Here is an 18,514-nt window from a genome sequence, read left to right as displayed (position 1 = left end):
GTTGTTGTCCAATAAACCAATCACGATAAGGAAGTGCACACATGAAACTGTCAGTACAGACTAAAGCGTTTGCGATGTTGTTGTCCGTGGGCCTGGTAGCCGGTTGTAGCTCCACCGGCGATACCATGGAAGACGGTGCTTATGGCTCCGATGTGGCCGCTATTGATCAGGACGGTGGTTCCACCGTTTATGGCGGCGCCGATGGTGATGGCGTTTCTTCCTCTCGTCTGAGCGAAGAAGAGCGTCAGGCCGCGCGCCAGCAGGCTGAGCAGGAAGCACTGCGCAACATCACTACGTTCTACTTTGATTTCGATACCTCCGAGATCAAGCAGGAAGCTCGCGATGTTCTGGTTGCCCACGCCCAGTTCCTGGCCAACAATCCACGCCAGAATGTTCGTCTTGAAGGTCATGCCGATGAGCGTGGTACCAAGGAATACAACCTTGCCCTGGGTGAGCGTCGTGCCAATGCGGTTCAGCGCTTCCTGATCGTTAATGGTGCTTCCCGTGGCCAGATCGAAACCGTAAGCTATGGTGAAGAGAAGCCGGCTGTTCGTGGTTCGTCCGAAAGTGCCTGGGCACAGAACCGTCGCGTTGAGCTGGTGTTCAAGTAATCGAAATCAATGATCGGAAGGTCCCATGAGAAAATTGCTCATGGCGACAGTGCTGCTCCCGCTGGGCCTCGGCCTGGCGGGAGTCAGTCTGGCACAGTCGTCTGCACCCGCGTTTCAGAACAATGCCTCTGAGGCCCAGCGTAAGTCGGGTAATAACCAGGCTACGGCGGAACTGTTCTACATGATCCAGCAGCTCCAGAGCGATGTGCGCAGGCTGCAAGGGCAGGTGGAAGAACAGAAGCATCAGATCAGCCGCTTGCAGCAGCAAAGTCGGGATCGCTACGTGGATCTGGACCAGCGGATACTGGACCTGTCCAAGGCTGTTGAGCGCAAGGCCGAAAACACCCGGGAATCAAGCCGTGCAGCCGAATCTGGTCAGGGTGGCCAGCTAACGCCGGCCAGGGTTTACCGATCCCCCGGTGCGGATGAGCAGAAAACCTATAACGAAATCATTGATCTGATCCGGAACAAGAAAGACTTTGATACCGCCATCAGTAGGCTGTATGAGTTTATCGATGAATATCCGGAAGGGGACCTTACCGTCAATGCCTACTATTGGCTGGGTGAGGTGTACCTGGCGGAACCCCGCCTCGAGCAGGCCAAGCAGGCATTCACTATTGTTTCTACCCGTTTCAGTGATCACCGAAAAGCGCCAGATGCGGTCTACAAGCTCGGGGTGACACTCGATCGAATGGGCGAAAAAGACGAAGCGAAACGCCGCATGCAGAGTGTTGTGGATAATTATCCGAATACGGGTGCTGCGGATCTGGCCCGGAAGTACCTCGAGAAGGCGTGACTCTGATCACAGATTGAGCCGCTTGTCTGCTTGTTGATCGGTCCCGGAAAAAAGTTGGTAAATCCCGCAAAAAGGGGTTGATCAGCAAAAAAAATTCAGTAATATGTGCGCCTCGTTTGGGTCGTTAGCTCAGTTGGTAGAGCAGTTGGCTTTTAACCAATTGGTCGAAGGTTCGAATCCTTCACGACCCACCAAATTGCGGAATGGTGGTCTTGAGTGCCTTCATTCGCCGGGCAAACGCCGGCAACCTGTTATGGGTCGTTAGCTCAGTTGGTAGAGCAGTTGGCTTTTAACCAATTGGTCGAAGGTTCGAATCCTTCACGACCCACCAAATAGCAAGGCCCGACGCCGGGTTTTGTGGAAAAAAGAGCCCCCAGGGCTCTTTTTTTTTGGCTTCACGAACCCATCTAGTCAGCATGGGCGTACTCATTTTCCGGGTGCCCGGGAGGCTATGTTACAGCCCCATGAAAACACGCCCGGAAGTGATATACTCTCGCGGTAACAGTAACTTCAGAGATCCAGAAATGACACGAGCGCAAGACCGTATCCTTGTTCAGGAACATCTGGCACACGAAGCGGAGCCAAAGGCCCTGAGTGCCAGCGAGAAAGCTGAGCTTGAGGCACGCATCAAGGCAGCCCTCAAAGAGAAGGATGCTGTGCTCGTGGCCCATTACTACACAGATCCGGATATCCAGCGTCTTGCCGAGGAAACCGGCGGCTGTGTTGCCGATTCCCTGGAAATGGCACGGTTTGGTAACCAGCATCCTGCGTCTACGGTGGTGGTGGCTGGTGTCCGTTTCATGGGTGAAACCGCCAAGATTCTCAATCCCGAGAAGCGGGTGCTGATGCCCACGCTGGAGGCTACCTGCTCCCTCGATATTGGCTGCCCCGCGGATGAGTTTTCCGCTTTCTGCGATCAACATTCGGACCGGACGGTGGTGGTGTACGCGAACACTTCTGCGGCCGTAAAGGCGAGGGCGGACTGGGTGGTGACCTCCAGCTGCGCTCAGGCCATTGTTGAGCATCTGGATGCCAGAGGGGAGAAGATCCTGTGGGCGCCGGACAAACACCTGGGCCACTACGTGCAGAAGACAACGGGCGCTGATGTGTTGTTGTGGGATGGCTCCTGTATCGTGCATGAAGAGTTTAAGCATCGGGGCCTGGAAGATCTCAAGGCGCTCTATCCCGAGGCAGCTGTACTGGTGCATCCGGAATCTCCCGACGCGGTGGTGGAGATGGCTGATGTGGTCGGTTCAACCTCTCAGTTGATTCACGCGGTCCAGACGCTGCCCAATGAAGAATTCATCGTGGCCACGGATAACGGTATTTTCTACAAGATGCAGCAACTGGCGCCCAACAAGACGCTGATTGAAGCTCCCACGGCGGGCAACGGCGCCACTTGCCGCAGTTGCGCCCACTGCCCCTGGATGGCTATGAACGGCTTTGAGAACCTGCTTGCGGTGTTGGAGCGGGGCGATCAGGAAGTGCTGGTTGACCCGACCCTGCGTGAAGACGCATTGCGCCCGCTGCGCCGGATGCTGGATTTCACCGCCAACATGAACCTGAAAGCTGCCGGAAACGCCTGACCATCCCCGTCAGCCTCTCCGGGCTTGCAGCCTGTCAGTAATGTCGTTCAGGCGTTCGTTGACCACCTGCCGCTCGGCAGACCCGGCGGGTAGCTTTTCCTGGGCCTGGCGCAGCTGACGTTGGGCGGATTGCAAGTCCCCCATCAAGGCATAGTATTCTGCCCGTGCGCGGTGCACACCCACGATATTCCTGGCCATTCCCTCGGCTTCGGCCAGTCGTAACCAGATCTGCTCCCGTTCCGGCAGGCGCCGGGCCAGGTCCCGCAGCAAGCCGGCGGCGGTATCCCCATTGCCGTCGGCAATCTCGATTTCGGCGAGTGTCCAGGTGATGGGGTAGTTGCGTGGGTTTCTGGCCAATGCCTGCCGCAGCAATGTCCGTGCGTCTTCATAACGTTTCTGGTCCAGCATCACGTCGGCCAGGGTCACCTGAAAGGTAATTCTGCCCGGGCTGCCGTCCAGAAGTTCCCGCAGTATGCGCTCGGCCTTGTCGTATTGCTGGTTGCGCTGATAGGCCACAGCCAGCCCGTAGCGAATGGCGTCGTTGCGTTTGGCGTCATCCCTTGCCAGGTAATCCTCGAACGTCTCGACTGCCAGTTGCGCTGACGAGGCGTAACGCACCTGCAGGCGGCTACGAACCAGGTGATATTCCTGGCCATCCCGGATGCGTTCGTCGGGATACTGTTCCGCCCGGTTGCGGCTGTCGGCGACCCGGTTCTGGGTTAATGGGTGGGTCGACAGGTACTCGGGCATCTGATTTCCCTGTAACCGGTTCTGTCTCATCATGATTTCGAACATTTCCGGCATGCCGCGCGGGTCGAGGCCGGCGTTGGCCAGAATCTCCATGCCCACCCGGTCGGCCTCCTGTTCATGGGCCCGGCTGTAGGCCAGCATGTTCTGGATTGACAGGGCCTGGGTGCCGGCGATGGCGGCAATGCCAATATCGGATTGGGTAACCGCGGACAGCACGATACCGGCGATCATCCCGGCCAGTGTCAGCGGTGCGCTGGTTTCCTGTTGCTCCATGCGGCGGGCAAAGTGACGTTGGCTCAAATGCGCCAGTTCGTGGGCCATGACCGAGGCAAACTGCTGTTCCGTTGCGGCATTGAGGAACAGTCCACCATTAACGCCCACGATACCGCCCGGGACGGCGAAGGCGTTAAGGGCAGGGCTGTCGATCAGAACCAGCTTCAGTTCCCGGTTATCAAGCGGGGCAGAGGGCACCAGTTTGTAGGTAATGGCGTGCAGGTAGTCGTATACCAGCGGGTCTTGTATCTGGGGTGCGGAACGCCGGATGGACGCCATCACCTGCTGGCCGATTTCCGCTTCCTGCTGGCCGGAAATGAGGCCCGCGCTGCCGCCTATGCTGGGCAGGCTGGATTCCTGGGCATGGCTGAACCCGCCGGAGAGCAGCAGGGGGAGTGCCAGAGCAAACGTGGTCAGTAAACGGCAGACAGGATTCTGGCGATCAGTTCGATTCATGGATTTCAGTCACACCCGTGGGGATTTGCCACTTTGATATCAGCATAGCCCGGAAAGTTCTTATCTGTATTACGAAGACTTGAGATGCAATAGGGTAACACCCCCGGCATAATGCCTGCTCGATTATTGGATAAATGGTAATGGTGTTCGTTTAACATGGCTGATCGAATTCTGGATGCCTCCGGGCTGCGTTGCCCGATGCCACTTCTCAAAACCAAGCTGGAACTCAACGCCATGAATGCCGGGCAAGAGCTTGAAGTGATTGCAACGGATTCGGGTTCTGCCCGGGATATCCCGGCCTGGCTTGGAATGTCTTCTCATACTTTGGTCAGCCAGTCAGAGCATCACGGCGAATTCCGTTTCGTGATAAAGTGCGGCGGTTAATCTTCCGGAGTTGTTCATGGTCAGAATTCTGCGCGGTCTAGCCCACAAGTATTTTTCTGATGAAGAAGCAGTGATTCTGTTTCTGCTTCTGGTTACCGGTACGGTTTTTGTCATTCTGTTCGGCGCCATGCTGGCACCGGCGATCGCGTCATTGATTATCGCGTTTATCCTTCAGGGCCTGGTTGCCAAGCTGCACAAGATGGGTGTACCCGAACTGGTGGCGATCATCAGCGTGTTTGTGGTGTTCCTCGGTGTTCTGGTCGGGTTTATTTTCGGGCTGTTGCCACTGATCTGGACGCAGGTCAGTAACCTTGCCGGTGAAGCACCTCGAATCATTCGCGAGCTTCAGTCTTACCTTGAGCTCCTGCCGGAGGAATATCCTCATCTGATTTCCATGGAGGCAGTAGACACCATATACCGCCAGGTATCGGCAGAAGTCGCTCATATGACCCAGGTACTGGTCTCGTTCTCTCTATCAAGCATTCCAGACCTGGTAGCACTGCTGATCTACATGGTCCTGGTGCCAATTCTGGTGTTCTTTTTCATGAAAGATCGACGTGTGCTGGTCGCTTCCATTGGCCGGATGCTGCCTCCCCAACGACCAATGATGGTTCGCATCTGGCATGAGGTGAATCTCCAGTGCGCCAATTACGTGCGGGGCAAGGCGGTTGAGATACTGATTGTTGGCGTCGTCACTTACGCCGCTTTCAAACTGCTGGGTATGCCCTATGCGGCGCTGCTGTCGTTGCTGGTGGGGTTAAGTGTGGTCATTCCCTACATCGGCGCTGCCGTGGTCACCATTCCAGTCGCAGTGATCGCCCTGTTTGCGTTCGGTTGGAGTTCTCACTTCATCTGGGTAATGGTGGCGTACGGCATCATTCAGGCGCTGGATGGTAACGTGCTGGTGCCTATCCTGTTCTCGGAGGTGAACAACCTGCACCCGGTCGCCATTATCGTGGCGGTTCTGTTCTTCGGCGGTATCTGGGGCCTGTGGGGTGTATTTTTTGCCATTCCGCTGGCCACCATGCTCAAGGCGGTGTTTGCCGCATGGCCGGTGAAGGAATCCGAGCCCTCACCGGCGTTATCAGAGTAGTTTAGAGTGCCTTGACGGCTTCCAGGACCTCGTCGGTGTGGCCGTTTACTTTAACGCCACGCCACTCCCGTCTCAGGATGCCTTCTTTGTCGATCAGAAAGGTACTACGCTCGATACCCAGGTGCTCCTTGCCGTACAGTTTTTTCAGTTTGATCACATCAAACAGCTTGCACAGGGCCTCGTCTTTGTCCGAGATCAGGTGGAACGGAAACTGATGCTTGCTCCGGAAATTGGCGTGAGCCTTGAGCCCGTCTCTGGATACACCAAAGATTTCGGTATCAAGCTCGCTGAACTGAGGCATCCTGTCCCGGAAATCCTGGCCTTCGGTGGTACATCCGGGTGTGTTGTCCTTCGGGTAGAAGTAGATGACGACGTTTTTACCCCGGAGGTCGGCCAGTCTGATAATCTGATCGTCGGTCGCCTCGGCTTCAAAATCGGGCACGGGTTGGTTCAATGCTACGGATGACATGACATCTCCTTTAATTCCCTTGTGTCAGTTCGAGCCCAACATTACCATATCGCTTTTATTCGGACGGAGTTTTTATGATTACGGGTAGCCTTGTCGCGCTGGTCACGCCCATGCATCCAAACGGTGACATTCACTGGGAGGATCTGGACAAGCTGGTGGACTTTCATATTGAAAACGGCACGCACGGCATCGTTGCTGTGGGTACCACCGGCGAATCCGCAACGCTGGACCCCGAGGAGCATTGTCGGGTTATCGGCCACATCATAAAACGGGTCGATGGCCGGATTCCTGTTATCGCCGGCACCGGTGGTAACAGCACTCGGGAAGCCATTGAACTGACGTCTGAAGCCCACAAACTGGGGGCGGACGCCTGCCTGTTGGTAGTGCCTTACTACAACAAGCCAACCCAGGAAGGTCTCTATCAGCACTTCAAAGCCATTGCCGAGGCCGTGCCGGGCATGAGTCAGATGCTTTACAACGTGCCTGGCCGCACTGCTTGCGACATGCTGAATGAAACCGTGCTTCGCCTGGCGGATATTCCCAATATCGTGGCGATCAAAGACGCTACCGGGAACATTCCCCGCGGTGCCGAGCTGATCGAAGCCCTGGACGGCCGCCTGGCGGTCTACTCCGGTGATGATGCGACCGCAGCAGACCTGATGCTGGCCGGCGCCAAAGGCAACGTGTCTGTCACCGCTAACGTGGCACCCAAAGCCATGTCACAGTTGTGTGAGGCGGCGATCAAAGGTGACGAAGCCGAGACTCGTCGTTTGAATGACCTGCTCATGCCGCTGAACCGCAAGCTGTTCCTGGAAGCCAACCCGATTCCGGTTAAATGGGCACTGCATCGCATGGGGATGATCGGTGAGGGCATTCGCCTGCCGCTGACGCCGCTGAGCGAGAAGTTCCACGCCGAGGTGGAAGACGCACTTACGGCCTCAGGTGTTCTCTGAGGCCAACCGATTCCCGTTTTACCGGAGTAACTCGATGCAGGTTCCTGGAAGAGCCCGTAACACCAAGACATTCCTGTTCCGGCCGTTAGCCGGGCTCCTGTTGGCCAGCACCCTGGTTGGGTGTGGCATCCTGGAAGACCGCTCCCAGCGATACGTTCACGCGCCGGAGGGCGAGCCAATCAACGTGCCTGAGGGGGCTGACGATTCCAGGTTGAGCCAGATCATGCCGGTTCGGAGCATCAATACGGACGATTCACGCCGGTTGTTTCCATCTTCCATCCCGCGCCCACCGGACATGACCTCGGAAATTCTGGATCAGAACTACGTGATCGAGGAACTGGATGGTCGTGTCTGGCTTCTGGTCAACGAAGTGCCCGGCCGCTTGTGGCCGGTTGCCAGTGCCTGGATGAACGATGCCGGCCTTGGCGTGGCTTACGATAACCCCCAGTTGGGTATCCTCCAGAGTGAACTGGCCAACTTCAGCAAGCGCAGCCGTGACATGCTGGGGCTGGCTGATGACCCGGTCGCTAAGGAGCCCCGGGTGCTTTTGCAGATGCGATTGGCTCCGGGCATTCGACGCAAGACCACCGAAATCCGGCTACGGATTCTGGAGCTTGAAGATGCGCCTGACGGGCTCGTTGCCTGGCAGTCGGATCAGGAATCCGACACCCGCGCCCAGGGCAGGAAAGAAGCGCTGTTGGCCGAGCTTGGTGAATTCATGAAGCAGCGTGAAGACAGCAAGTCGTTCTCACGGGCGGCATCGGGCATGATTGCCCAGCCATTGGTGAGGCTGCTGTCTGAAGATGACCAGGCGGTCGCTGTGCGCGTTGAGCTTGATTTCGGCCGCACCTGGGCGGAAGTGAACCGTTCCCTTGAGGAGATTGGCGCAGACATCCAGGACCTTAACCGGAGTGAGCGTTGGTTCCACGTGGACTTCCGTACCGAAGACGAACGCACCCCGGGCTGGTTCTCCTGGTTCAGTAATAAGGCTGAACCCCGCCATACCCATACCGTGAACGTTGAACAGCGTGAAGACGCCCTGTTTGTCACAGCTGAGAGGCTGGATAGCTATACTGGTGAGTACAGCGCGTCAGACCTGCTCACACAACTATTTGAACACCTGTATTGATTCGGGGCGGCCGGCAAGGCCGCTGTCCGATTTTGGAGATCTAAATGGAAAAGCGCGAAGAGCTATACGCGGGCAAAGCCAAATCGGTATTCCGCACTGACGACCCGAACCGTTTTGTACTGGTGTTCCGGGATGACACCTCAGCCTTTGATGGCGAGAAGAAAGAACAGCTGAACCGAAAGGGCATGGTGAACAACAAGTTCAATGCCTTCATCATGGACAAGCTCGAAGCAGCAGGCATACCGACCCACTTCGAGGGGCTGTTGTCTGACACTGAATCCCTGGTGAAAAAGCTCGACATGATTCCGGTGGAATGCGTGGTGCGAAATATCTCGGCCGGCAGCCTGTGCCGTCGACTGGGCGTGGAAGAGGGCCAGGAGCTGAACCCACCCACCTTCGAGCTGTTCCTGAAGAACGACGCCCTGCACGACCCCATGGTGAACGAGTCACTGGCGGTCAGCTTTGGTTGGGCCAGCGCTGAGGAACTGGCGCGCATGAAAGAACTCACCTACAAGGTGAATGACGTACTCAAAGCCCTGTTTGATGACGCCGGCATGTTGCTGGTGGACTACAAGCTGGAGTTTGGTCGCAGCGAAGGCCAGATTGTCCTGGGTGATGAATTCAGCCCGGATGGCTGTCGTATCTGGGATAAGGAAACCCGTAAAAAGATGGATAAAGACCGCTTCCGCCAGGGCCTGGGTGAAGTGATTGAAACCTACGAAGAAGTAGGGCGTCGTCTGGGTATCCAGTTCGACTGAATATAAAAACCGACAACAACGGGTGTGATATGCGTAAATTGATGATGGTAATGGGCGCGAGCATGCTGGCTGCCGCTCCAGTGGTTTCCGCGGATATTCTGGGCGTAGGCGCCACGGTTGGCTACTGGGACGCTGACTATTCCGGTGAAGCTTCCAAAGGCAACGATCGGGTCGATCTGGAGCGGGATCTGAACCTCAGCAACGATTCCAACGCCAATCTCACCGCGTATTTCGAACATCCGGTTCCGGTGCTGCCAAATGTACGGCTGGCTTATACCCGTACGAAGCAGAGTGGTAATGGGCAGCTGAACACAGGTTATGATGGTGTCTCTGGTGCAGTTCGTTCCGAACTGGAGCTGGAACAGCTGGACGTGACCCTGTACTACGAAATCCTGGATAACTGGGTGAATCTGGATCTTGGCCTGACCGTTCGGGATTTCTCTGGCGAGTTACTTGTTCAGAACAGGAACGACACCAGCCAGTTCTCTGAAACCAAGGCCGACGCCGTGTTACCCCTGGTATACGTAGCCGCCCGTTTTGACCTGCCTTTCACCGGCGTGTCTGTGGGTGGCGACGCCAACGCCATTTCCTACGATGGCGACTCGGTCTATGACTTCAACGTGTATGGCCAGTATGAAATGTCGCTGCTGCAGTTGCGGGCAGGCTATCGCCAGATATCTCTCGATTATGAGGACGGCGACGACAACCTGGATATCGAACTCAGCGGCCCGTTTGTCAGCGCTGGCCTCCGATTCTGAGTTAGCATTAAAAGGCGCCCCCGGGCGCCATTTTTCATGGAGAACAGATCTTGAAAATCCTCGTTACCGGAACCGCCGGCTTTATTGGTTCACACCTGGCCCATCGACTGCTGGATCGCGGCGATGAAGTGATCGGCGTGGATAACGTGAACGATTATTACGACGTAAACCTAAAAGAAGCCCGGCTTGCCCGATTAACCGGGAAGGCAGGATTCACCGAAGTGCGCCAGGACGTGGCGGACAGACAAGCAATGGAAGCCTTGTTCCGAGAGCACAAACCCGAGAGGGTAGTGCACCTGGCGGCCCAGGCCGGCGTCCGTTACTCCCTTGAAAATCCCCACGCTTACGTGGACGCCAACCTGGTTGGCTTCATGAACATCCTCGAAGGCTGCCGCCATAACGATGTAAAGCACCTGGTGTACGCGTCCAGCAGCTCGGTATACGGTGCCAACGAAACCATGCCGTTCTCGGTGCATGACAACGTGGACCACCCCCTGAGCCTGTACGCGGCCTCCAAGAAGGCCAACGAGCTGATGGCCCACACCTACAGCCACCTGTACAACCTGCCCACCACTGGCCTGCGGTTCTTCACCGTTTACGGCCCATGGGGCCGGCCAGACATGGCGCTGTTTATCTTCACCAAAAAGATCCTGGCCGGTGAGCCCATTGACGTGTTCAACCATGGCCATCACCGCCGGGATTTCACCTACATTGACGACATCGTTGAAGGTGTTATCCGCACCCTGGACCATGTGGCAGAACCCAATCCGGACTGGTCTGGCGAGAAGCCGGACCCTGGCACCGGCAAAGGCCCGTACCGGATCTATAACATCGGTAGTAACAACCCGGTAGAGCTGTCCCGCTTTATTGAAATCATTGAAGAGCGTGTGGGCAAGAAAGCGGAAAAGAACCTGCTGCCACTGCAGCCGGGTGATGTGCCGGCCACCTACGCCAATGTGGATGACTTGATCACAGACGTAGGCTACAAACCCGACACTACAGTGGAAGAGGGCATCGCCAACTTTGTGGACTGGTATCGCGATTTCTACAAGGTGTAGAAGCCGGGTTAGCGTCAGTACAAAAACAGCCAGCGCAATACGCTGGCTGTTTTTGTTGGTATACGACTATTCAGGCACTCACACCGCCACTGACGCCACGGGGCGCCTGCGATAACGTGTAAATATTCCCAACAGTCCCAGGCCAATCAGGGCAAGCGAAGAGGGCTCCGGCACGGATGCCGACGGCTGGCAAGCCGGGTGTATCGGGTTCAGTTGACAGAAATCCAGGGTTTCCTGAAGTTTCTTGTTCGCGAACTCGGTTACGAACTGCTGAACAATCGTTTGATTTGATGTGTTAAACAGGTTCAGGTCAAAGACGGTTCCGCCATGATCTTCGATTAAGGTCCTGTAAGAATTCTCAGTGGACGTGTTTCGAAGAACCCCGTTATAGAGCGCGTTATTAGACGTCAGGAGCCCATCCAGCACCGAACTATTGACCGCAGACCCTCCAGCCGTGCCCCTGAAGGCGAAGTCACCATTGGATGGTTCATCCGTCAGAATGATGATGTTCTTGACGGCATTACTCCGGAATGAAAACAGATCACTCTGGCCATCCAGGGCATTCAGGGCAAAGGCGGTGGCGGTGTAACCGGGCTCTGTGCCACCATTAATTTTTAGACCCTGCGCTGCTGTTGCAAAGCTGGCTGGATCGGTGAGATCGGTAACCATGCGTGGTACTACTGCGTTGTCGCCGTAGCCAACCAGCCCGTACTGGGCGTCAACCTGGCCTGTACCGGTAAGAATGCTGGCAAAGAGGCCGATATTAGCCCGAAGGTTGGCTTGGACAGTTCCCATTGAGCCAGATTCGTCAACGACAAAGACAATGTCGCTGAGGATGGGAGCGGCATGCACCGGAGTGATAGCGGCCGCCGTCGAAAGTATCAAACCTGAAAGAAATCGCTTGAGTTTCATTATCGTTACCTCATCCAGACTGAGTGTTGTAGGCGGGCATCCGTACCGTACTGCTATATCGGCTGACTCCCGAAAGGTACACCTATGCAGGCATCAGTTAACCCTGCATAGCATGTGCCACAAGGCTCCAAGCAAGCCTAACGCACTGTGATGGCGAGGTATTCTTCAGGTCCCGGGTGAAAAACCCAGATATGACGCATCTGATATGTATAGAAAGCTGACATTGTTTTGCGGGGGCTGTAACCAACAGCGTTAGTTAAAATCCTGCGAAGGGGTGCTGAAGTTTCTTGCTTTCCCGGTCAGTGGGCAAACAAACTGAAGCTGAACGGCCTTCAGGCAAAGCCCGGAGGGGTGGGGGCTGCCGTAAAGCTTGTCACCGACGATGGCGTGGCCAATACCTGCAAGATGCCGGCGAATCTGATGTTTGCGCCCGGTTTTGATAAGCACCTGTACGTCGGAGGTGTTTTCCTCGGGATCTATCGCCAGGGTGGTGACGCGGCTCAGGGATTCCTTGCCGTCGAGTGGCGCGTCGATGACAAGGTCATCCGCATTCAGTTGGCCGGTCACTGTCGCTCGGTAGGTTTTGGTGACGGTGCGGCCGGAGAACAGTTGAGACAGGGCTCCGGCTGCTTTACTGTCGTGGGCTACCAGCATCAGCCCGGCGGCATCGGCGTCCAGGCGGTGCACGAGAAAACAGGGCCTGCTCAGGGCAACCTCTGCCAGGCGCAGCAGGCTGCAGTGATCTCCCCATTGTGAGCCCTGGGCTAACAGGCCGTGGGGTTTGTACCAGAGGCTGTAGCGCCCCAGGTCTTCTAGCAGATCAGGTTGGTCCGGCTTGAGGCCCAGCACCTGGTCATCGTAGAACAGTTGAATCCGGGTGCCTGGCTTTAACTCCCGCTTCGCTTTCCGCAACCGAACCTGCTTGCCCTTCTGGGTCCACCAGCAGGCACCCTTGGCCATGGCATCCTTGATCCGCTGTTTGGGGAGCCCCGACGCCTCTGCGAGTGCATCGACGGCAAGTTGGGATTCCGAAACGTTCAGGTCCAGGGTACGTCTCATGGTCGGGGATGGTCGCTCTGGTTAGGATGGGTAAAGTCTGGGATTATAGCCAAAAGCGCAGTCAGTTTATGCAGCAAACCGATACCAAAGGCGATCTTTACGAATGTCCAAACGCTGGTTGACCGGTATTGATCTGGGAGGCACCAAAACGGAAGTGATCCTGCTGGATGAGAACCACCAGGAGCACTTTCGGCATCGGGTGCCAACGCCTGCCGGCGACTACCAGGCCACCCTGGCTACCATCAAATCACTGATCGAACGAGCTGAACAACATGCCAGCCAACGCGGCTTACCGGTAGGCATTGGTATTCCAGGAGCGGTATCTGGTGTTACCGGGCGTATCAAGAACGCCAATTCCACCTGGCTCAATGGCAAGCCCATGGCAGATGACCTTCGCCAGCTACTCGGCCGACCGGTTGCCCTGACCAACGATGCCAACTGCCTGGCATTATCGGAAGCCACAGATGGTGCAGGTCAGAATGTGGAGGTGGTTTTTGCGGCTATCCTGGGAACCGGTTGTGGTGCTGGTATCAGTATTGATCGATGGCTGTTGACGGGCCCCAATGGTGTGGCCGGTGAGTGGGGGCATAACCCGTTGCCCTGGACACCACAGCGAGAGCTGGATGATCGCCCTTGCTTTTGTGGCCGACGTGGCTGCAACGAAACCTTTCTGTCTGGTACCGGCTTCAGCTTGACCCATCGGCTATCCTGGGGCGACAAAGCCTCGGCACAGGAGATTGTTGCTGGCGCTCGGCAGGGAGACCGCGACTGCCGTTTTACGTTGGACCTCTATATTGAGCATCTGGCCAAAGGCCTGGCCGCGGTTATCAACCTTCTGGACCCAGACATGATTGTGTTGGGCGGAGGCATGAGTAACGTGCCGGAACTCTACCAATCCTTGCCGGGGCGGCTGCCGCAGTATGTTTTCGGTGGCGAATGCTCAACCCGGGTCCGGCCAGCGATACACGGCGATTCCAGTGGCGTGCGCGGGGCAGCGTGGTTGGCTGCCCAGGAAACAGATCCAGCATAAGGAGAACACGATGCCCGCAATAGGATGGATATTTATCCTGCTCGCCTTCGGCATGGTTATCGGCAGTCTTCTGCTACTCAGAGACAGCAGCAATATGAAAATTCCCGAACACAAGCTGGAAAAAATCCGTAAACGACAAGCGGAGCTGGAAGAGAAGGAAAAACAGGAAAAGGATGACTGGTAATCAGCGACGGTTCGCGCAGGCATAAAAAAAGCCAGTTCTCACGAGGCCCGTAAATAACTGACTTTCTTTGCAGAATTGGTAGGACCACCCAGATTCGAACTGGGGACCTCTACCATGTCAAGGTAGCGCTCTAACCAACTGAGCTATGGTCCTGTGTCCTGCAACGGGGTGGAAATATACGGATTTCGTTCCCCTTGGTCAACCTCTTTCAGGCAGTTTTTGCCGGTTTCAGGAAGCCTTTAATAGCGCGGCTCAGAGCGCCCCATCGGTTTACCAGCAGAGCCATGAAAATCAGTCCACACCCCGCCAATTGCAGCGCCGACATGGTCTCTCCGAACCAGGCTGCGGCAAACAGGGCCACCCATACCGGTTCCAGCACCAGAATCACCACACCGTGACTGTGTACTGAAAGGCTCTGTGCATAGGTCTGCAGCAGAAAGCGCCCGGCTGTGCCGACGATGGCACTGGCCAGTACCCAAACTATCAGAATCGGCGGCGGGTTATTGAGAGTGGGTACCCAGGGCTCGCTGATAGCGGACTCCACCAGGGTAACCAGGCCCACTGTCAGCAGTGCCAGGGCGGTCAGGGGCAGTGCCGGCACCTTGCGCTTCTCGATGGTATCGCCCCGTTTATTGGTGACCGTTCGCTGATTGGCGGCCCGGGTGTTGAGCGTGAAGTAAAGCGCAAAGATAAACGCGGCCACAACGAAGTACAGCTGTCCGGGGTCTGGCCGGAAACCGTTCTCAAGGGACAGCAGGGCCAGGCCCGCCACCGCAATCGGAATGGCAAGCCAGGTACTCAGAGGCTGGGATTCACCGAATACCACGCGGGCTATGATTGGCACAATCACAACCCCAAGACTGGTGAGAAACGCGCCTTCACCCATGCTGTCGCCATGGAACAGGCCCAGTATCCAGCAGCTCATGGCAATGCCAAACACCAGGCCGACGCCCATGCTCCGTTTCACCTGGTCGGCATCCAACCGGCGCAGGGCCGGCAGCGCAATCAGCGCCAACACGCCGCCGGCGATCAGAAACCGGGCCGCCATGAACATCAACGGTGGCATCATCAGTACGGCTTCTTTAGAAAACATCCAGCTGATCGCGGCCAGGAGGGTAACGACAACCAGTAACAGATCGGATTTGTGAGCGTCAGACATCAAGAAACTGGCTCCGGTCAGGCAGAGTGAGGTGCAAGGAGGGATAAATCTATAGTTTGCGAATTAAAAAAGAAAGCAGCGAAAACCGAGAGGGAGGGAGATGGCTCATCCCTGAGCCCGGCCAACAACCGTAGTGTCAGTTGTTGAGCGTGGTATACAGCAGGTTGGACATGCTGGTCTGGTTGGAGTTGGGGACCTCGACATACTGGTCACCGGAGCCCCAAAGCTGCCACCAGGCCCGCTGGTTGTAGGTGCGGCTGGCAAAGTCGATCTGCAGGCCATTGAGCACAGTGTTGTTCACCACCGGCACGGAGATGTTGCCGGTCTGGGTGTCCTTCACGGCACTGTGGTTGGCGCCTTCGCTCATCAGAATCGGGTAGTGATTGTAATAAAGGCCAGAAGGACCATTCTGCCCGCTTACCTTGCCCGCCAGACTGATGCTGTTGGAGCACGAGTCTATGCCGCTGGCGGTGGTGGCGCCGCAGGCGGAGTGGGTGGGTACCACGCCGTCATCTGTGCCGGCAATGAAGGGTTTGGTAATGCCTCCGTAGGACGAGCCGCCGCCTACGAAGCGCAGCCGGGGAATAGCCGTGGGGCCTACCGATAGGTTGCGGGCGGTGTTGGTTTGCAGGTCATTGACCACGCCCAGGTTGTCGGGCTGGGGATCAATCCCGGTGAACGCACGCACCGCTTGTTTTACCGGCCAGTTATACCAGCTGTCGTTATAGGCGATGCTGACCGCCAGGTCGGCCAGTTCAGTACCGCCGCCAGCCCCCGCAAGATCCATGACCGCGAGGATTTTCAGCGGTTGCAGGCCCTCGGATTGAAGCCAGCGAGCCTGGTTTTCCAGAAGGTGACGGGTAACCAGGTCACCGGTGGAATGGAGCGCATAGTAGCCGGCATGGTCCGGATCGAAACGGACCGGGATTACCAGGTCATTGCCGGACACATAGGGTGAGTCGATACCACCGAAGTCGCCGAGATCAGGTTCAATGGAGAGAGACGACACATGCCGGACTGGCCTTCCATCAACCCTGGCCTCCACAATCAGCCGGTATTCGCCTGGCTCATGATCGGAGCTGATTGTTCCCTGGTAGTAGCCGCTGTCTTCCGTGGCAGGCAGGTCGGCTGAGTCGGCCTTGTCCCTTTTGGTGGCCGATTCGAGTGTCGCCGAGAGAGTGTCGCCGAACACTTGCCGGCCACTCAGGGACGCCACCACAAGAATGGGCTCACCCTGGGTAAAGCGGAATTTGTCGAGTGTCACGATGAAGCGGCCGTCGTCTTCCAGTGGCAATTCAACCGGGTGGTACCGGTTACCCTGGTAAGCTTCAGCCTGGGCGGTGGTCAATGGTACCGAGTAGTCGGGGTAGCGGGCGCTTCGCTGGTAGTCGTCTGCAACGCTGGCGAGCATGAACCCCAGGGCGTTGTCAGAGGGCGCAGGAGAGTTTGAAGCATTTGCCTCATTTGCCTGTGGCGTGCGGTCTCTCGCCATGGCGTTGGCTTCCTGATGATCCTGGTGGCTGCCGAAAGGCAGCCACCTGAACTTACCGTCGTTTTCTGCGGATAACAGCCAGGCAGTACCTGAAACACTGGCCACCACTACGGCGGTGGCCATCAGTGCCTTGTAAGGCATGTAGAATCACCTTCTTATTGTTATTTCATTGCTTTTGGTTAAAGAGTAACCATAGCCAGTTTTGTCGTAACCGGCATGAAACTTGTCCGACAATGCGCCACTTTCACCCTAAAGTGTGACCGCTTTCACGTATTGGGTTAGTCCTTGATCGCCTCAAAGGCAAAACGCAGTACTACCTCGTCACCGACCATGCCTTCGTCGATTCCGTAAGTCATACCCCAATCGCTTCGCTTGATCACGGCCGACGCACTGAGGCCGAGTGTGTATTCTTCGTGCCCGAAGGGGTATACGTCAGCCTTGTTGAGGGTGACATCCACATCCACCGGGTTGGTCTTGCCCAGAAGCGTGAGATCGCCGGTGACGATGCCTGTGTTGTCTCCCGTGCGTTCGAAGCCGGTGACGGTAAAGGTGATGTCCTTGTGTCTTCTTGTGTTCAGGAAATCCTTGTTGCGCAGGTGATCATCCCGTTTACCGTGATTGCTGAATACGCTGTTCGCCTTGAAGGCCAGTTCACCGGATGACAGCTCCCCGGTCTGTTCGTCATAGACGAATTCGCCTTTCACCTCGCGAAACATGCCCATGACCGGGGCGTAGCCGATGTGCATCACCTCAAAGACCATGGAGAAGTGCTCATCGTCCACCTGGAATCTGGTTGGTTCTGCCTGCAGCAGCGGCGCGGTGGAGAGCAGGGTGGCTGCCAGGGTTGCGGTGGCGAGTTTAGTTTTCATGATAGTGTCTCCTTTGGTAGAGCCAGCGAACATCCAGCGCAAACGACCAACCCAGAAGGGCCAGTGCCATGGCCAGTGTGGTGCCGGCAAACCCGGTGGGGGTAGGGGGAAGTATGGCGATCATCAGCGTAACAACCTGCCATACGCATACGGTTTTGCGCCGGAAACTGTCCGGCAGCGGTTGGTTGAGCCACGTCAGGAAATGGCTGGCGGCCAGGAACGCGTAACGCATCAGGGCAAGCATCAATACCCACGGCCCGGCCTTACCGATAGCCATCGTGGCAACGCATAAGCCGAAGATAAACAAAGCATCCAGTTCCATGTCGAACCGGGCGCCGAACTCACTGTTGCTGTTGGTGGCCCGGGCCACCTTGCCATCCACGCCATCAAGGATCAGCGCAATAAGGCAGGCCACGCCGTAAATCCACAACGCGGAAGAATCGGCAGCTGGCAGAAACGGTGCCCAGGCCACCAGGGAAACGACCAGGATGGATCGAAGCAGGGTAGTGCGGTTTGCCCAGCCGAAGTTTTGTCTGGCTGGCCATCGAGTCAGTATCAAGGCGCCTTGGGTAGCAAAAATCAAAATCGCCAGCAGACCGAACCAGCCGGGAGGGCTGAACCATTCGTGCACTGACAGCAACACGAAAAACAGCAGTAGGGCAGCCCAACCAAGCTCCCTCACAGCGGCAGGAATCTGAAATGTTGCCGGGCGAATCGAATCCATATCCGAGCGTT

The 18,514-nt window shown here is 56.6% G+C and carries 20 protein-coding genes and 3 tRNA genes; 14 read left to right on the top strand and 9 right to left on the bottom strand.

Translation table 11 applies throughout. From position 1 onward, the window contains the following. Positions 1 to 41 precede the first annotated feature (41 nt). The 5 genes from pal (at position 42) to nadA (ending at position 2,993) form a co-directional block, all read left to right on the top strand. Positions 42 to 611, top strand: a complete 570-nt coding sequence (pal, locus tag ACZ5Q2_RS14885; RefSeq protein ID WP_058089595.1) for a peptidoglycan-associated lipoprotein Pal — start codon at positions 42 to 44, stop codon at positions 609 to 611. Between the two features lie 25 nt (positions 612 to 636). Continuing rightward, a complete protein-coding gene (gene ybgF, locus ACZ5Q2_RS14880; protein WP_061331029.1) occupies positions 637 to 1,407 on the top strand; it encodes a tol-pal system protein YbgF in 771 nt (256 codons plus the stop codon). Between the two features lie 118 nt (positions 1,408 to 1,525). Continuing rightward, positions 1,526 to 1,601: transfer RNA gene (locus tag ACZ5Q2_RS14875), tRNA-Lys, on the top strand. 61 nt (positions 1,602 to 1,662) lie between these two features. Further along, a tRNA-Lys gene (locus ACZ5Q2_RS14870) sits at positions 1,663 to 1,738 on the top strand. Positions 1,739 to 1,931: 193 nt separating this feature from the next. After that, complete coding sequence (nadA, locus tag ACZ5Q2_RS14865) at positions 1,932 to 2,993, top strand: quinolinate synthase NadA (protein ID WP_061331170.1); 1,062 nt, start codon at positions 1,932 to 1,934, stop codon at positions 2,991 to 2,993. A gap of 9 nt (positions 2,994 to 3,002) precedes the next feature. Here nadA and ACZ5Q2_RS14860 read toward each other — a convergent pair whose 3' ends face one another. After that, positions 3,003 to 4,472: a M48 family metalloprotease gene (locus tag ACZ5Q2_RS14860; protein WP_061331030.1), complete on the bottom strand. Its 1,470-nt coding sequence runs from the start codon at positions 4,470 to 4,472 to the stop codon at positions 3,003 to 3,005. A gap of 156 nt (positions 4,473 to 4,628) precedes the next feature. On the opposite strand from ACZ5Q2_RS14860, the gene ACZ5Q2_RS14855 reads away from it, so the two are divergent. Beyond that, positions 4,629 to 4,856 (top strand): sulfurtransferase TusA family protein, encoded by a 228-nt coding sequence (locus ACZ5Q2_RS14855; RefSeq protein ID WP_058089598.1) that lies wholly within the window; start codon positions 4,629 to 4,631, stop codon positions 4,854 to 4,856. A gap of 16 nt (positions 4,857 to 4,872) precedes the next feature. Next, on the top strand, positions 4,873 to 5,949 hold the full coding sequence (locus tag ACZ5Q2_RS14850) for an AI-2E family transporter (protein WP_061331031.1): 1,077 nt from the start codon (positions 4,873 to 4,875) through the stop codon (positions 5,947 to 5,949). A 1-nt stretch (position 5,950) separates the two neighbouring features. Here the strand turns inward: ACZ5Q2_RS14850 and ACZ5Q2_RS14845 are convergent, their stop codons facing one another. Beyond that, positions 5,951 to 6,418: a peroxiredoxin gene (locus tag ACZ5Q2_RS14845; RefSeq protein ID WP_061331032.1), complete on the bottom strand. Its 468-nt coding sequence runs from the start codon at positions 6,416 to 6,418 to the stop codon at positions 5,951 to 5,953. A 74-nt stretch (positions 6,419 to 6,492) separates the two neighbouring features. On the opposite strand from ACZ5Q2_RS14845, the gene dapA reads away from it, so the two are divergent. The 5 genes from dapA to ACZ5Q2_RS14820 are packed head-to-tail and all read left to right on the top strand — an operon-like array spanning position 6,493 to position 11,074. Further along, positions 6,493 to 7,371 (top strand): 4-hydroxy-tetrahydrodipicolinate synthase, encoded by an 879-nt coding sequence (gene dapA / locus ACZ5Q2_RS14840; protein WP_061331033.1) that lies wholly within the window; start codon positions 6,493 to 6,495, stop codon positions 7,369 to 7,371. A gap of 34 nt (positions 7,372 to 7,405) precedes the next feature. After that, complete coding sequence (gene bamC, locus ACZ5Q2_RS14835; protein WP_061331034.1) at positions 7,406 to 8,500, top strand: outer membrane protein assembly factor BamC; 1,095 nt, start codon at positions 7,406 to 7,408, stop codon at positions 8,498 to 8,500. A 44-nt stretch (positions 8,501 to 8,544) separates the two neighbouring features. Further along, a complete protein-coding gene (gene purC / locus ACZ5Q2_RS14830) occupies positions 8,545 to 9,258 on the top strand; it encodes a phosphoribosylaminoimidazolesuccinocarboxamide synthase (protein WP_061331035.1) in 714 nt (237 codons plus the stop codon). Positions 9,259 to 9,287: 29 nt separating this feature from the next. Then, positions 9,288 to 10,016 carry a TIGR04219 family outer membrane beta-barrel protein gene (locus ACZ5Q2_RS14825; RefSeq protein WP_061331036.1) on the top strand — a complete coding sequence of 243 codons (729 nt, stop codon included), beginning with the start codon at positions 9,288 to 9,290 and terminating at the stop codon, positions 10,014 to 10,016. Positions 10,017 to 10,066: 50 nt separating this feature from the next. Further along, complete coding sequence (locus tag ACZ5Q2_RS14820) at positions 10,067 to 11,074, top strand: NAD-dependent epimerase (RefSeq protein WP_061331037.1); 1,008 nt, start codon at positions 10,067 to 10,069, stop codon at positions 11,072 to 11,074. A 78-nt stretch (positions 11,075 to 11,152) separates the two neighbouring features. Here the strand turns inward: ACZ5Q2_RS14820 and ACZ5Q2_RS14815 are convergent, their stop codons facing one another. After that, positions 11,153 to 11,986: a vWA domain-containing protein gene (locus tag ACZ5Q2_RS14815; RefSeq protein ID WP_061331038.1), complete on the bottom strand. Its 834-nt coding sequence runs from the start codon at positions 11,984 to 11,986 to the stop codon at positions 11,153 to 11,155. A gap of 252 nt (positions 11,987 to 12,238) precedes the next feature. Then, positions 12,239 to 13,045 (bottom strand): RluA family pseudouridine synthase, encoded by an 807-nt coding sequence (locus ACZ5Q2_RS14810; protein ID WP_230712449.1) that lies wholly within the window; start codon positions 13,043 to 13,045, stop codon positions 12,239 to 12,241. A 103-nt stretch (positions 13,046 to 13,148) separates the two neighbouring features. Between ACZ5Q2_RS14810 and ACZ5Q2_RS14805 the strand changes: the two genes are divergently transcribed. Together ACZ5Q2_RS14805 and ACZ5Q2_RS14800 are read left to right on the top strand one after the other, a co-directional pair. Then, the gene (locus ACZ5Q2_RS14805) at positions 13,149 to 14,075 is read left to right on the top strand and encodes an ROK family protein (protein WP_230712447.1); all 927 of its coding nucleotides are present in this window, start codon (positions 13,149 to 13,151) and stop codon (positions 14,073 to 14,075) included. A 10-nt stretch (positions 14,076 to 14,085) separates the two neighbouring features. Then, the gene (locus ACZ5Q2_RS14800) at positions 14,086 to 14,259 is read left to right on the top strand and encodes a DUF2897 family protein (protein WP_230712445.1); all 174 of its coding nucleotides are present in this window, start codon (positions 14,086 to 14,088) and stop codon (positions 14,257 to 14,259) included. A gap of 76 nt (positions 14,260 to 14,335) precedes the next feature. Here ACZ5Q2_RS14800 and ACZ5Q2_RS14795 read toward each other — a convergent pair. The 5 genes from ACZ5Q2_RS14795 to ACZ5Q2_RS14775 all read right to left on the bottom strand — a co-directional run bounded on the left by ACZ5Q2_RS14795 (position 14,336) and on the right by ACZ5Q2_RS14775 (position 18,503). Further along, positions 14,336 to 14,412: transfer RNA gene (locus tag ACZ5Q2_RS14795), tRNA-Val, on the bottom strand. Between the two features lie 55 nt (positions 14,413 to 14,467). Further along, complete coding sequence (locus ACZ5Q2_RS14790) at positions 14,468 to 15,418, bottom strand: DMT family transporter (RefSeq protein WP_230715252.1); 951 nt, start codon at positions 15,416 to 15,418, stop codon at positions 14,468 to 14,470. Positions 15,419 to 15,554: 136 nt separating this feature from the next. Next, positions 15,555 to 17,051 (bottom strand): hypothetical protein, encoded by a 1,497-nt coding sequence (locus tag ACZ5Q2_RS14785; RefSeq protein WP_230715250.1) that lies wholly within the window; start codon positions 17,049 to 17,051, stop codon positions 15,555 to 15,557. 137 nt (positions 17,052 to 17,188) lie between these two features. Beyond that, the gene (locus tag ACZ5Q2_RS14780) at positions 17,189 to 17,779 is read right to left on the bottom strand and encodes a YceI family protein (RefSeq protein ID WP_230715248.1); all 591 of its coding nucleotides are present in this window, start codon (positions 17,777 to 17,779) and stop codon (positions 17,189 to 17,191) included. Then, positions 17,769 to 18,503, bottom strand: a complete 735-nt coding sequence (locus ACZ5Q2_RS14775) for a CDP-alcohol phosphatidyltransferase family protein (protein WP_061331047.1) — start codon at positions 18,501 to 18,503, stop codon at positions 17,769 to 17,771. Before ACZ5Q2_RS14775 ends, ACZ5Q2_RS14780 begins: the two co-directional genes overlap by 11 nt. Between the last annotated feature and the right edge of the window lie 11 nt (positions 18,504 to 18,514).

It is taken from the genome of Marinobacter alkaliphilus, assembly GCF_055394375.1.
Note: the sequence above shows the minus strand (reverse complement) of the source record. Positions and strands in the feature narration are given on the sequence as shown.

What these genes read in the sequence shown, in the direction of transcription:
- bamC (WP_061331034.1), top strand. Translation starts at nt 7,406, where the DNA reads ATGCAGGTTCCTGGAAGAGCCCGTAACACCAAGACATTCCTGTTCCGG.
- nadA (WP_061331170.1), top strand. Translation starts at nt 1,932, where the DNA reads ATGACACGAGCGCAAGACCGTATCCTTGTTCAGGAACATCTGGCACAC.
- ACZ5Q2_RS14785 (WP_230715250.1), bottom strand. Translation starts at nt 17,051, where the DNA reads ATGCCTTACAAGGCACTGATGGCCACCGCCGTAGTGGTGGCCAGTGTT.
- ACZ5Q2_RS14860 (WP_061331030.1), bottom strand. Translation starts at nt 4,472, where the DNA reads ATGAATCGAACTGATCGCCAGAATCCTGTCTGCCGTTTACTGACCACG.
- ACZ5Q2_RS14800 (WP_230712445.1), top strand. Translation starts at nt 14,086, where the DNA reads ATGCCCGCAATAGGATGGATATTTATCCTGCTCGCCTTCGGCATGGTT.
- ACZ5Q2_RS14815 (WP_061331038.1), bottom strand. Translation starts at nt 11,986, where the DNA reads ATGAAACTCAAGCGATTTCTTTCAGGTTTGATACTTTCGACGGCGGCC.
- ACZ5Q2_RS14855 (WP_058089598.1), top strand. Translation starts at nt 4,629, where the DNA reads ATGGCTGATCGAATTCTGGATGCCTCCGGGCTGCGTTGCCCGATGCCA.
- ACZ5Q2_RS14775 (WP_061331047.1), bottom strand. Translation starts at nt 18,503, where the DNA reads ATGGATTCGATTCGCCCGGCAACATTTCAGATTCCTGCCGCTGTGAGG.
- purC (WP_061331035.1), top strand. Translation starts at nt 8,545, where the DNA reads ATGGAAAAGCGCGAAGAGCTATACGCGGGCAAAGCCAAATCGGTATTC.
- ybgF (WP_061331029.1), top strand. Translation starts at nt 637, where the DNA reads ATGAGAAAATTGCTCATGGCGACAGTGCTGCTCCCGCTGGGCCTCGGC.
- ACZ5Q2_RS14850 (WP_061331031.1), top strand. Translation starts at nt 4,873, where the DNA reads ATGGTCAGAATTCTGCGCGGTCTAGCCCACAAGTATTTTTCTGATGAA.
- ACZ5Q2_RS14810 (WP_230712449.1), bottom strand. Translation starts at nt 13,045, where the DNA reads ATGAGACGTACCCTGGACCTGAACGTTTCGGAATCCCAACTTGCCGTC.
- ACZ5Q2_RS14780 (WP_230715248.1), bottom strand. Translation starts at nt 17,779, where the DNA reads ATGAAAACTAAACTCGCCACCGCAACCCTGGCAGCCACCCTGCTCTCC.
- ACZ5Q2_RS14825 (WP_061331036.1), top strand. Translation starts at nt 9,288, where the DNA reads ATGCGTAAATTGATGATGGTAATGGGCGCGAGCATGCTGGCTGCCGCT.
- ACZ5Q2_RS14790 (WP_230715252.1), bottom strand. Translation starts at nt 15,418, where the DNA reads ATGTCTGACGCTCACAAATCCGATCTGTTACTGGTTGTCGTTACCCTC.
- dapA (WP_061331033.1), top strand. Translation starts at nt 6,493, where the DNA reads ATGATTACGGGTAGCCTTGTCGCGCTGGTCACGCCCATGCATCCAAAC.
- pal (WP_058089595.1), top strand. Translation starts at nt 42, where the DNA reads ATGAAACTGTCAGTACAGACTAAAGCGTTTGCGATGTTGTTGTCCGTG.
- ACZ5Q2_RS14805 (WP_230712447.1), top strand. Translation starts at nt 13,149, where the DNA reads ATGTCCAAACGCTGGTTGACCGGTATTGATCTGGGAGGCACCAAAACG.
- ACZ5Q2_RS14845 (WP_061331032.1), bottom strand. Translation starts at nt 6,418, where the DNA reads ATGTCATCCGTAGCATTGAACCAACCCGTGCCCGATTTTGAAGCCGAG.